The following is a 12,989-nucleotide window of genomic DNA, read 5'->3' on the forward strand; positions in this document are numbered from 1 at the left end:
ATCCGCTTGACGTCGAGTCATCAGACCAGGGAGGCACCCGTGACCGAGGCGCCGCAGATCACCGCAGGACGGCCGCAGCCGCTGGGGACCACTGTCGACGCCGACGGGGTGAACTTCTCCGTCTTCTCCGAGCACGCCACACGCGTGGACCTGCTGCTGTTCGACCGCTGCGACGACCCCGAGCCCTCCCGGACCATCCAGCTCCACCCCGACCGGCACCGCAGCTTCCACTTCTGGCACTGTCATGTGCGGGGGCTCGGCGCCGGGCAGGTCTACGCGTACCGGATGGACGGGCCGCACGACACCAGCAGGTCGGGCGCCCGCTTCGACCATCGCAAGGTGCTGCTCGACCCCTATGCCCGGGCCAACATCAACAGCCGCTGGCAGCGCACCCAGGCCATCGGCCTGGACGACAACGTCGCGCACTCCATGCGCAGTCTCGTCGTCGACCTCGACGACTACGACTGGGAGGGCGACGAGCCGCTGCGCACGCCCATGTCGGAGACGATCATCTACGAGCTGCACGTCCGCGGCGCGACGGCCTCGCCGACCTCGCACGCGGCGAACCCCGGCACCTTCTCCGCCCTGACGGAGAAGATCCCGCACCTCAAGGAGCTGGGGATCACCGCCGTGGAGCTGCTGCCCGTCTTCGACTTCGACGAGACACAGGTGCTGCGCACCGGTCCCGACGGGAGCGAGCTGCGCAACTACTGGGGCTATGACCCGTACGGCTTCTTCGCCCCGCACACCGGCTACTGTTCCGAGCCCCATCTCGCGGGCCACATCGCCGAGTTCCGCGACATGGTCAAGGCGTTCCACAAGGCGGGGATCGAGGTCATTCTCGACGTCGTCTTCAACCACACGAGCGAGGGCAACGAGTACGGTCCGACGATCAGTTTCCGCGGTCAGGCCAACGAGGCGTACTACCACCTGTGGCCGCAGGACCGCAGTCACTACATGGACTTCACGGGCTGCGGAAACGCGGTCAACGCCAACCATCCGATGGTCACCAAGTTCATCCTGGAGTCCTTGGAGTACTGGGTCCGCGAGCACCATGTGGACGGGTTCCGCTTCGACCTCGCCTCCGAGCTGTCGCGGGGCGCGCTCGGGTACGAGATGGCGGTGCCGCCGGTGCTGTGGGCGATCGAGCTGTCGCAGGTGCTGGCCGAGACGAAGATCATCGCGGAGCCGTGGGACGGCGGCGGCCTCTACCAGGTGGGCCGGTTCCCCGGGAAGCGCTGGGCGCAGTGGAACGGCCCCTTCCGGGACGACGTACGCCGCTTCGTGCGCGGCGACGCCGGGCTCGTGGGGGACATCGCCGCCCGGCTCGGCGGCTCCGAGGACCTGTTCGGTCCGCAGCAGGAACTCCCCACCAACAGCATCAACTTCATCACCTGCCACGACGGCTTCACCCTCAACGACCTGGTCAGCTACGACGAGAAGCACAACTACGCCAACGGCGAGGCCGGGGCGGACGGCGCCGGCGAGAACTTCAGCTGGAACTGCGGCGTCGAGGGCCCCACCGACGACCCCGAGGTCGAGCGGCTGCGGGTGCGCCAGATGAAGAACCTGCTCTCGGTGCTGATGCTCAGCCGGGGCGTGCCGATGCTGCTCGCAGGAGATGAGTTCCGCAACAGCCAGGGAGGCAACAACAACGCCTACTGCCAGGACAACCCGACCTCATGGCTCGACTGGGACCAGGCCGAGAAGGAGCAGGAGACCTGGAACTTCACCCGACGACTGATCGAACTCCGCAGGCGCTACCGCACCTTCCGTGAACCCCGCTTCTACAACGGGCACCTCAACTCCCGTCTGCTGTCCGATGTCACGTGGCACGGCACCAAGCTGGAGCAGCCCGGCTGGGAGGACACCCACGCCCGGGTCCTGGCCTGCACGCTCGGCGGCTTCAACCAGGACCCCGACCTGCATCTGATCCTCAACATGTACCACCTGGGCCTGGACTTCGAGCTGCCCCGGATCCGCGGCCGCCGCTGGCACCGCGTGCTGGACACCGCGCGCCCCGGACCGTACGACATCCTTCCCGCCGGACAAGAGGAGCTGATCGACGACCACACCTTCCACGCCCACGGCCGCAGCGTCGTGTTGCTGGCGGCCCTGTCTGACGAGAAGGGCACCTTACGATGAGTGGATCTGCCGAACGCCGCACGTTCTCCGACACCCTGGCGGGCTATGTCACGTACTACAGCCCCACCCAGCACCGATTCGGTCTGCGCACCTCGGACGACCGGGAATTCACCGTCCACCTGCCCCGCAATGTCTCCTCGCGCATCGTGCGCAACCTCGGCGACGACTACCGCGACACCACCGCGAGCACCCAGGACATGCTCGCCGAGGGCCGTTACCTGTTCGCGTACGGCATCACCTACCAGTGGGAGGGCGGTGAGCGGTTCGAGGCGAAGGAGATCACCTTCCCCGAGGAGAGCCGCGGTTCCTACGTCTTCGAGCACCCGGCGTGGTGGGTCCAACAGGCCGCCGCCGTCGCCGACTTCTATCTGCGCGGGCACTTCCCCGACGGCACGTACGACTGGCGCAACTTCCGCACCCACCTCACGCTCAGCGGCACCCATCTGCCGGACTTCGACGGCGCGGACGTGCGCCAGGAGACGGACACCATCTCGCGGCTCGTGTACGGGCTTTCCACCGCCTATCTGCTGACCGGCGAGGACCGCTTCCTCCAGGCCGCCGAGAGCGGCACCGAGTATCTGCGCGAGCACATGCGGGTCACCGACGCGCAGGACGGGATCATCTACTGGTACCACGGCATCGACGTGACGCGGACCGGGCAGCGCAAGGTGTTCGCCTCGGAGTTCGGCGACGACTTCGACGCGATCCCGATGTACGAGCAGATCTACGCGCTTGCCGGGCCGACCCAGACGTACCGCATCACCGGTGACCCGCGGATCCTGAACGACATCGACGGCACGGTGGCCCTGTTCGAGCGGTACTTCAGGGACCGGAGCCTCGGCGGGTTCTTCTCGCACCTGGACCCGATCACGCTGGACCCGAACGCGGACTCGCTCGGCCGCAACCGGTCGCGCAAGAACTGGAACTCGGTCGGCGACCACGCCCCCGCATACCTGATCAACGCCTATCTCGCCACCGGCCGCGAGGACTTCGCGGCGCTCCTGGAGGAGACCGCGGACACGATAGTGGAGCGCTTCCCGGACGAGGCGACCAGCCCGTTCGTGCAGGAGCGCTTCCACGCCGACTGGAGCCCCGACCGCACCTGGGGCTGGCAGCAGGACCGGGCCGTCGTCGGGCACAACCTGAAGATCGCCTGGAATCTGACCCGGATCAAGGCTCTGCACGACAAGGCGGAGTACGCCACCACCGCCGACCGGATCGGCGAGATCATGCCGGCCGTGGGCAGCGACCAGTTGCGCGGCGGCTGGTACGACGTGGTCGAGCGGCGGCCCGACCCCGACAGCGGCATCCACCGCATGGTGTGGCACGACCGCAAGGCCTGGTGGCAGCAGGAGCAGGCGATCCTCGCCTATCTGATCCTGGCCGGCACCTCGGGCGATCCCGAGCAGTTGCGGCTCGCTCGCGAGGCGGCCTCGTTCTACAACGCCTTCTTCCTCGACTACGAGGACGGCGGGGTGTACTTCAACGTGCTGGCCAACGGCATCCCGTATCTGCTCGGCACCGAGCGACTCAAGGGCAGCCACGCCATGGCCGGCTACCACTCGCTGGAACTCTGCTATCTCGCGGCCGTCTACACCGGCCTCCTGATCAGCAACGATCCGCTCACGCTGCACTTCCGGCCGCGCCCGTCGGATCTGCCGGACCGCGTGCTGCGCGTGGCGCCCGATCTGCTGCCGGCGGGTTCGGTGGAGCTGACGCGGGTGTGGGTGGACGGCGAGCCGTACCACCGCTTCGACAACAAGGAACTCACCGTCACGCTGCCCGAGGGGGACGTGCCGGTGCGGGTCCGCGTCGAGCTGGAGCCGGCGCAGATGCGGCTGCGGATGCGCACCGAGTTCGACGGCGACACCGCGCACATACGCTGCGACGGGGTCATCGACGCGGCCGAGCTGGAGAAGTTCCGCCGCATTCTGAGCGAGGTCATGGCCGCGGAGCCGCAGCGGGTGGAGTTCCATCTGTGCCAGGTCACCGAGATGTGCCGGCCCGCCATCAACGAGCTGCTCTTCCAGCGCACCAAGGCCGGTCTCGACGCGGACTTCGTCATCGTGGGGTGCACGCTGCCCGACGTCGCGGACGCCCTGCTCGCCACCGACGCCTTCCTCCTTGAGGGCGGTGACGAGTGCGCCCATGAATGACCTCTCATCTCCGCTGGGCTCCAGCGCCACCGATCGATTCGGACACTCCCGGGGGCACCGTGTCTTCCATCCTCCAACTCTCCGAGGCCCGCAGGGCCCCTGCGACGGCGGACTTCGCCGGCTACTGCCAGGACCTGTTCGTCGCGCTGACGCGCTCCGACCAGCGGCGCTGGGGCGAGGTGTATCTGCGTGGGCTGCTCGACGTACCGGGCCGCAAGACGCCCACCAGGATCTCCGAGCACGTCCTGGGACACCGGGCCGTGCAGCAGCTCCAGCAGTTCGTGCACCAGAGCCCGTGGGACTCCGGGCCGGTCCGCCGGCGGATCGCCGAGCGGACGGGCGCGGTGTTCCGCACCGAGGCCTGGGCCGTCGACGAGGTGGTGTTCGCGAAGAACGGTGACCGCTCGGTCGGCGTGGCCCGCCAGTACGCCCCCTCGCAGCAGCGCACCGTGAACTGCCAGCTGGCGTACGCGACTTCACTGGTGGGCTCGGGAGGCGGCCTGCCGGTGAACTGGCGGCTGCTGCTCCCCCAGCGCTGGGACCAGGACGAGCGGCTGCGCGGCCAGGCTCATCTGCCGGACGAGGAGCACTGCCGGCCGCGTTGGAGCTACGTTCTGGAAGCGCTCGACGAGATGACCGAGGAGTGGTTCCTGGAGCCGCAGCCGGTGCTCGCCGACTGGCGCTCCGAGAGCGATGTGGAGCCGCTCCTTCGGGGCCTGGAGGCGCGCGGCCACGGCTATTTGATCGAGGTGTCGCCCAGCACCGGGGTGACCCTGCCGCGCCCGCACGCCGCCTCTCCCTCGACGCGGGGCACGGTGACCGAGCTCGCCGAGCATGTGGCGCGACGCGACGAGCGCACCCCGATCGCCTGGCACGACCGTACGACGGAGCGGATGCGGCGCTCGCAGTTCCTGTCCGCTCCGGCGCTGCTCTGCTCGGACGGGCCGCAGCACGCGGTGCACCGGCAGCGGCCCCGGCACCTGGTCACGGACTGGCCGTACGGCCGGCCCGCGCCGCGCTCCTACTGGCTGACCAATCTGCCGGCCCGCCGACTCGCCGAGGCGATTCCGCTGGCGCAGTTGCGGAGCCTGTCCGCGGACGGGTTGCGCAGATTGCAGGAGGACTTCGGGCTCGGGGACTTCGAGGGGCGCTCGTTCCGCGGCTGGCACCACCACGTCACGCTCGCATCGGCGGCGCTCGCCTTCGACGCGCTCAGCAGACACACCGAGGAGGAGTGGCTGAGCGGGCAGGGCGCCTGAGTGCGTGAGCCAACTGGCCGTCCGCCGGGCCCACTTGGGGCCCGGCGGACGGCCATGGGCTATTTCGTCCAGCCCACCGCGGCGAAGTCGAGGTCGCCGAGGCCGGGTATCCCGTAGTTGGCGAGGCCGGCGCGGACCGCCATCAGCTGGGGCCGCTGGTAGAGCTCGACGTCGTGGCCGAGCTTCCAGATCTCCGTGTCGGCCTGGTTGTAGAGCTGGGCCGCCCGCGCCGGATCGAGGGTGCCGGAGGCCTCCTTGAGGAGGTTGTCGAGCGTGGTGTCCGAGATCCGGCCGTAGTTCTGGAAGCTCTGGGCGCCGCGCGGCAGCCGGTAGACGGCCTGTGACTGGCTGGGGTAGGTGAGGTCGGTGAAGCGGAAGATCGCCAGGTCGAAGTTGCCGACGTCGAGGTACTTCGGCCCGTAGTCGTCGGCCGGCACCTTCTGGATCTCCACGCCGATGCCGACCTGGGCGAGCATCTGCTGAAGCAGCTGGGCGAGGTCGAGGCCGAGCCGGTTGGTGGACTCCGCGATCACGAACCGCAGCTTGAGGCTCTGCCCGCCCTTGACGCGCGGCTTGCCCCGGCCGGGCGACTTCCACCCCGCCCTGTCGAGGAGCCGCTCGGCCGCTTCGGGGTCGAACGTGCCCAACTCCCCGGAATTGTCGGCGTATCCGGGCTGGTTGGTCATGAAGATGTGGTTGCCGAGCAGCGGCACCCCGACGGGCAGCCCCTCGGCCGCGACGTCCGCCAACGCCTGCCGGTTGACGGCCCGTTGGAGAGCGTGGCGTACGTCGACGTCCTGGAGCGGGCCGCCCGCGCCGTTGAGGCTGACATGGACCTCGTCCCAGGCGGAGCCCGTGCGCACCGTGCTGTCGGGGGCCGACTTGAGCTGCTGGTAGGCCTCGGCCGTGGCCGCGTTCACGGCGTCGATCTCGCCGTTGAGGTAGGCATGGAGGGCGGCGGCCGGCAGCAGCGCGCGGAAGACCACTTTGTCGAGACGTGGTTTCGTGCCCCACCAGGCGGGGTCGGGCACGGCCGTGACGGACTGTGTCGTACGGTCCATCGAGGCGATCCTGAACGGGCCCGCGGTGATCGGGATCCGCCCGGACCAGCCGGTGTTGAACTGCTCGGGCGTGCTGGTGGCGGCCGCCGGGAAGAGCGGGTCGAACAGGCGCTGCCAGTCGGCGTACGGGGAGCGGAAGACGACCTGCACCTCGCTCGGATCGCCGCCCTGGCGCACCTCGGCTATCTGGTCGTAGCCGGACGGGTCGGCCACCAGATAGCGGTCGTCGCCCCGGCCGAGGGCCTTCCACTCGGCCTCGAAGTCGGCGACGCCCAGCGGCTTTCCGTCGGACCAGCGGGCGTGCGGGTTGAGCCGGTAGGTGACCGTCTGCGGCGACGTGGCGGTGACGGACGCGGAGAGCAGGTAGTCGGGGTTGGCGTGCGGGACGCCCTTGGCGTCGCGGCGGAACAGTTTGGGCTCGACCAGGCTGTCGATCTCCGCGGCCTCCCCGATCGTCCCGGCGGCCTGGTTCACGTTGTACTGCGTGATCCACTGGGTGGTGGCGAGGGTGAGCGTGCCGCCCTGCCGGAGGCTCTGCGGAGGCCGTCGGCCGATGTCCTCGGCCCCGTAGGCGGGGGCCTTCATCGCGTGCGGCGACGCGCCGTGCTGCGGCGCCGCCGGGGAGGAACAGCCCGCGAGTACCAGTGCCGCCGCCGCGCCCAACGCCGCCCGCATCCGCGCACCCCGTAACCGAGCCACCCCAGCCTCCGTTCTGACGGCGCGTCAATTATCCGAACTGATCTGCGATTTACCGCTGGGACCTTAACATTGCGGCATGTCAGGCCGGTGAACTGGCCGCGCCGTCCGCCCCTTTGAGGAGACACTCTTGGTCGGCCGCTTGTCCAAGCGCCTCGCCCACGGCGCGCTTCTGCTCCTCTTCTCGGTCTTCCTCTCGTACGTCATCTCCTCCGCCGCGCTCAGTCCGCGCGCCTACTTCGAGGACCGCCAGCCGCGCCCGTCGCCCGCCACGGTCGACCACGAGCTCGCGCTGCTCGGCACCGACGACCGGACACCGGTCCTGGAGCGCTTCGGACACTGGTCGTGGCGGGCCGTCCACGGCGATCTCGGGCGGACCGTCGACGGGGGCTCGGTGGACGCGGAGTTCGGCCGCCGGATCGGGGTGTCCACCCGGCTGCTGCTCATCGGCACCCTGGTCGGCACCGGCCTCGGTGTGCTCGCCGGGCTCTGGGCGGCGGTGCGCCGGCACCGGCTGCCCGACCGGGCGCTGACCGTGTTCTCGTTCCTCGTCCTGTCGGTGCCGACGTTCGTCCTCGCGCTGCTCTTCAAGGAAGGCGCCCTGTGGTTCAACCAGAGCGCCGGGCACACGGTGATCCGCTTCACCGGCGAGCGCACCCCCGGCCTCACCGGATCCCTCACCACTCACCTCAAGGACCGGGCGGTCCATCTGGCGCTGCCCGCGGCGACGGTCGCCCTGGGCGCGATCGCCTCGTACAGCCGCTATCAGCGCGCCGCCACGCTCGACGTGCTCGGCTCCGACCATCTGCGGACCGCGCAGGCCAAGGGGCTCACGCCGGGCCGGGCGCTGCTGCGGCACGGCTTGCGCACCTCGCTGATCCCGCTGACCACGTTCTTCTCGTTCGGGTTCCTGACCCTGTTCACCGGCGCCGTGTTCACCGAGGAGATCTTCGGCTGGCCGGGCATGGGCAGCTGGTTCATGGACTCGGCGCAGAAGGGCGACATCAACTCGGTGGTCGCGGTGAACCTGTTCGCGGCGGTGACCGTGCTGCTGGCGGGCTTCGTCGCGGACGTGCTGCACGCGGTGCTCGACCCGAGGGTGCGCACGCGGTGAGCACGCGAGGGATCGTGCTGCGCGGGCGCGGCGCCACGACCGGGCGGGCACTGCTCCGCTCCCCCCGGGCGCTGACGGGTCTCGCGCTGATCGCGGGCCTGTTCGTCCTCGCGTACGCGGGGCCGTACGCGACCGGCTGGAGCCGCACCGACATCGACTACACGGCGTTGCGCAGCGCCCCGAGCGCCCAGCACTGGATGGGTACCAGCCGGATCGGCCAGGACGTGTTCGCACAGACGGTGCGCGGGCTGCAGAAGTCTCTGCTCATCGGCGCCCTGGTGGCCCTGGCCAGTACGACGCTGGGGGCGGCCTTCGGGACCTGCGCGGGGTACTTCGGCGGGTGGGTGGACCGGGCGCTGATGTTCGTGGTCGACCTGATGCTGGTGATCCCGGGCTTCCTGCTCCTGGTGCTGCTCGCGCCGACGCTGTGCGGCCTCGGCTGGCCCGCCTTCGCGGGTCTCCTGGCGGCGCTCGGCTGGATGATCACGGCGCGGGCGGTACGGATCATGACGCTCTCGCTGCGGGAGCGTCCCTTCGTCGCCGCCGCGCACCACATGGGCGTCGGGCCGTTCCGGATCATCGTGCGGCACATCCTGCCGCATCTGGCCTCGTTCCTGATCACGGACGCGACCGTCGCGGTGGCCGCCGCCGTGATCAGCGAGACGGGCCTGTCCTACTTCGGCTTCGGGGTGCAGCCACCGGACGTGTCGCTCGGCACGCTCATCGCCTCGGGCAGCGATGTGGCGCTGACCTGCCCGTGGATGTTCTTCTTCCCGGCCGGGCTGCTGCTGCTCTTCGTCCTTGCCGTGCACCTGGTGGGAGACACGCTGCGGGACATCCTCGACCTCGGGTCCGACCGGGCGGAGGCCCTGCGATGACGGCCCCTGTGGTGCTCGACGTCCGGGATCTGCACGTGTCGTACGCGGGTACGTCCCGTACGCCGCTGCCGGTCGTACGCGGAGTGGGGTTCGCCCTGCGGCGCGGTGAAGTGCTCGGCCTGGTCGGCGAGTCCGGGGCCGGCAAGACCGCGACCGCGCTCGCCCTGCTCGGGCTGCTTCCGCCGGGCGCGCGGGTGACCGGCTCGGTGCGGCTGCTCGGCACCGAGTTGGTCGGCCTGCCGGTGCGCGATCTCGCCCGGCTGCGCGGCCGCCGGATCGCGATGGTGTTCCAGGACCCGCTCGCGGCGTTCAACCCGGCCCAGCACATCGGCGACCAGATCGGTGAGGCCCTGCGCATTCATCAACGGCCGCGCGCGGCGCGGGAGTTCGCGCGGGGCCGCGCCCTGGAGCTCTTGGAGAGTGTGGGCGTCCCCGACCCGGCCCGCATCGCGCGCTCGTACCCCCATGAGCTCTCCGGCGGGCTTCGCCAGCGCGCGATGATCGCCATGGCGATCGCCAACGACCCCGATGTCATCGTGGCCGACGAACCCACCAGCGCGCTCGACGCCACGGTCCAGGCGCAGGTCCTCGACGCCCTGGAGAGCGCACGCCGGGCGACCGGCGCGGCGCTGCTCCTGGTCAGCCACGATCTGGGGGTGATCGCGGGAGCGGCCGATCGGGTGGCCGTGATGTACGCGGGGCGCATCGTCGAAACGGCGCCGGTGGACGCCCTGTTCGCCCGGCCCCGTATGCCGTACACGCTGGGCCTGCTCGGCTCGGTGCCCCACCTCGACGTCGCCGTGCCGCTGACCCCGATACCGGGCGGCCCGCCCGCGCCGGGAAGCGCCGGGCCCGGCTGTTCGTTCGCCCCGCGCTGCCCGCTCGCGGCCGATGCCTGCCGTACCGGGGAGCCCGAACTGGCGGGATCCGAGGGGCACTTGGCAGCGTGCGTACGCCCGGACGCCCTCGCGGGACGGAGCGCCGCCGAGCTCTTCCCCGCCTCGGTCCCGCTGCGCCGCACTCCCCCGGGCGGCGCGCCACTGCTACGCGTCCAGGGCCTCGCCAAGTCCTTTCCGCTGCCGGGTGGTTCGGGCTTCCGGCTGCGCGGACGACCGGCGGAGGTCCGGGCGGCGCTTGAACGGGTGGATCTGGAGGTCCGCCGGGGCGAGACGGTGGCCCTGGTCGGCGAGTCGGGCTCGGGCAAGACCAGCACCCTGATGGAGATCATCGCGCTGGGCGCCCCCGAGTCCGGGACCGTCGAGATCGCCGGGTACGACACGTCCGCGCTGAGCCGCGCCGATGCCCGCAGGCTGCGTGGCTCGGTGCAGATCCTGGTGCAGGACCCGATGGCCAGCCTGGACCCGCGGATGCGGGTGGCCGACATCGTCGCCGAGCCGCTGCGCGCCCAGCGCGCCCCGAAGGAGACCATCACGGCGCGGGTGCCCGAACTCCTGCGCCGGGTCGGGCTCGACGCCTTGGACGCGGAGCGCCACCCGCACCAGTTCTCCGGCGGCCAGCGCCAGCGCATCGCGCTCGCCCGGGCCCTCGCCGTCCGGCCCGAACTGCTGCTCCTGGACGAGCCGGTCTCCGCGCTCGACGTGTCCGTGCAGGCGGGCATCCTCGATCTGCTGCGGCGGCTGCGCGAGGAGCGCGGCCCGGCCTGCCTGTTCGTCACGCACGACCTGGCGGTGGTCCGGCAGATCGCCGACCGGGTGGTGGTGATGTACGGGGGCCGGACCGTGGAGAGCGGCCCGGTCACCGCCGTGTTCGAGAGCCCCCGCCACCCCTATACGCGTGCCCTGCTGTCCGCCGTGCCGCTGCCCGATCCGGCGGCCGAACGGGCCCGCGTCAGGATCGTGCTGCCGGGCGAACCCCCGGGGGCGGCCGCACGCTCGGCGGGCTGCCGCTTCCGTGGGCGCTGCGCGGTGTACGCCGCGCTGGGAACGGAGCGGCGACAGTGCGAGCGCGAGACGCCGGTTCCGGCCGGCGCTGACCCGCTGTCGGGGCACACCGCGGCCTGTCACTTCCCCTGCGACGCGAAGGGGGTGCCCGCCCGGCTCCGCACGGAGCCGGAGGAACACCCCCCGGTGCGTTGAGAGTTCACGCGCGGTGGGCGGCAAAGACGGAGCCGCGGTAGACCTCAAGGGTCCGCTCGGCCACCTTGTCCCACGAGAAGTGCTCCACCGCCCGCGCCCTGCCCGCGGCGCCGAGTGCCGCGGCCAGGTCCCGGTCCTCGATGAGGTCGTTGACGGCGTCGGCGATGCCCGCCGCGAACTTGTCGGGGTCGACCGGTTCGCCCGTGGCGTCGGGCAGCGCCTCGAAGCCGACGAGCCGCCCGGTCACCCCGTCGTCGACGACCTCGGGGATCCCGCCGACCGCGGAGGCCACCACGGGGGTACCGCAGGCCATCGCCTCCAGGTTCACGATGCCCATCGGCTCGTACACCGAAGGGCACACGAACACCGTCGCGTGGGTGAGGAGTTGGCGTACGGAGTCCTGGTCCAGCATCCCGTCGATGCGGAAGACCCCTTCGCGTACGGCGCGCAGTTCCTCGACGAGTCCCGTGACCTCGGCGGCGATCTCGGGCGTGTCCGGCTGTCCGCAGCAGAGCACCAGCTGCGCGTCGGAGCGCAGGCCGAAGGCGGCCCGCAGCAGGTGCGGCAGTCCCTTCTGGCGGGTGACGCGGCCGACGAACAGCACGATGGGCAGGCCCGGGTCGATGCCGAAGCGCTCCAGCGTGTCGCGGCGCGGGTCGGGCCGGTAGGCCTCGGCGTCGATGCCGTTGTGGATGACGTGGACCCGCTCGGGTTCGACGTCGGGGTAGACGCGCAGGATGTCGTCGCGCATCGCGGCCGACACCGCGATCAGGGCCGAGGCGGACTGTACGGCGGTGCGTTCCATCCAGCACGACAGCGCGTAGCCGCCGCCGAGCTGCTCGGCCTTCCAGGGCCGCAGCGGTTCCAGGCTGTGCAGGGTCATGATGTGCGGCACGCCATACAGCATGCCTGCGAGGTTCCCGGCCATGTTCGCGTACCAGGTGTGACTGTGCACGACCTCCGCTCCGGCACAGTCGGCGGCCATCGCCGCGTCCCCCCCGAGGAATCCCAGCGCGGCGTCGGCCGCGGCGAGGTGAGCCGGTGGCTCGTATGCGTCAACGCCTGGTTCTGTTCTGGCCGTTCCCAGACAGCGCACTTGTACGTCGGCGAGCCGACGAAGCCCCCGCGTCAGCTCGGCTACGTGAACGCCGGCTCCGCCGTAGACCTCCGGCGGGTATTCACGGGTGAGTAGATCGATGCGCATCTTTCCTCCTTCCGTCGTGAGGGCCCGCGTCGCTGCTCAGCAGCACTCCCCCGATGACGCGGGCATCGCGATCTCGGCGCGACGGACGGCGGGCGATTCCCGAGAGGGCCCCGACGTGAATACCAGATAGCCGCTGAGAATTATCCCTGCCGAGAACATCGCGACGATGATCAGCCATATCCCCTTCGATCCCATGAAAAGAGCCCCCGCCCTGGTAACCGTGATTTGACTCATCGAGTCAATCAGGAGTGACCTTTTCAGTCAAGTATCAGTTTGACGGCCTCTGATCTTGGTCGTTACGGAGGGGAGAATTCCGAATCTGGCGTGACAAGGGGGGCCCGGAAGCAGCCAAACTGCGCACCAGAGCCCCCAAAATTCGG

Annotated in this window: 8 protein-coding genes; 6 read left to right on the forward strand and 2 right to left on the reverse strand. The window is 70.5% G+C overall.

The annotated features are described in order from the left end of the window. Positions 1 to 39 precede the first annotated feature (39 nt). Genes glgX through ACWC2B_RS07435 form a run of 3 tightly spaced genes read left to right on the forward strand, consistent with a single transcriptional unit; the run spans position 40 to position 5,560 of the window. On the forward strand, positions 40 to 2,145 hold the full coding sequence (gene glgX / locus ACWC2B_RS07425) for a glycogen debranching protein GlgX (RefSeq protein WP_450715481.1): 2,106 nt from the start codon (positions 40 to 42) through the stop codon (positions 2,143 to 2,145). Beyond that, positions 2,142 to 4,301 (forward strand): AGE family epimerase/isomerase, encoded by a 2,160-nt coding sequence (locus ACWC2B_RS07430; RefSeq protein WP_450715482.1) that lies wholly within the window; start codon positions 2,142 to 2,144, stop codon positions 4,299 to 4,301. Before glgX ends, ACWC2B_RS07430 begins: the two co-directional genes overlap by 4 nt. 59 nt (positions 4,302 to 4,360) lie before the next feature. Next, positions 4,361 to 5,560, forward strand: coding sequence for an IS701 family transposase (locus ACWC2B_RS07435; RefSeq protein ID WP_450715483.1), 1,200 nt, complete (start codon positions 4,361 to 4,363; stop codon positions 5,558 to 5,560). A gap of 59 nt (positions 5,561 to 5,619) precedes the next feature. Here ACWC2B_RS07435 and ACWC2B_RS07440 read toward each other — a convergent pair whose 3' ends face one another. Continuing rightward, complete coding sequence (locus ACWC2B_RS07440; RefSeq protein WP_450715484.1) at positions 5,620 to 7,320, reverse strand: ABC transporter family substrate-binding protein; 1,701 nt, start codon at positions 7,318 to 7,320, stop codon at positions 5,620 to 5,622. Between the two features lie 127 nt (positions 7,321 to 7,447). Between ACWC2B_RS07440 and ACWC2B_RS07445 the strand changes: the two genes are divergently transcribed. The 3 genes from ACWC2B_RS07445 to ACWC2B_RS07455 are packed head-to-tail and all read left to right on the forward strand — an operon-like array spanning position 7,448 to position 11,405. Beyond that, a complete protein-coding gene (locus ACWC2B_RS07445; RefSeq protein WP_450715485.1) occupies positions 7,448 to 8,431 on the forward strand; it encodes an ABC transporter permease in 984 nt (327 codons plus the stop codon). Then, positions 8,428 to 9,309: an ABC transporter permease gene (locus tag ACWC2B_RS07450; protein WP_450715486.1), complete on the forward strand. Its 882-nt coding sequence runs from the start codon at positions 8,428 to 8,430 to the stop codon at positions 9,307 to 9,309. Before ACWC2B_RS07445 ends, ACWC2B_RS07450 begins: the two co-directional genes overlap by 4 nt. Beyond that, positions 9,306 to 11,405, forward strand: a complete 2,100-nt coding sequence (locus ACWC2B_RS07455; RefSeq protein ID WP_450715487.1) for a dipeptide ABC transporter ATP-binding protein — start codon at positions 9,306 to 9,308, stop codon at positions 11,403 to 11,405. Before ACWC2B_RS07450 ends, ACWC2B_RS07455 begins: the two co-directional genes overlap by 4 nt. A gap of 4 nt (positions 11,406 to 11,409) precedes the next feature. Here ACWC2B_RS07455 and glgA read toward each other — a convergent pair whose 3' ends face one another. Further along, on the reverse strand, positions 11,410 to 12,609 hold the full coding sequence (glgA, locus tag ACWC2B_RS07460) for a glycogen synthase (protein WP_450715488.1): 1,200 nt from the start codon (positions 12,607 to 12,609) through the stop codon (positions 11,410 to 11,412). Positions 12,610 to 12,989 lie beyond the last annotated feature (380 nt).

This window comes from Streptomyces sp. NPDC001415 (assembly GCF_053597395.1).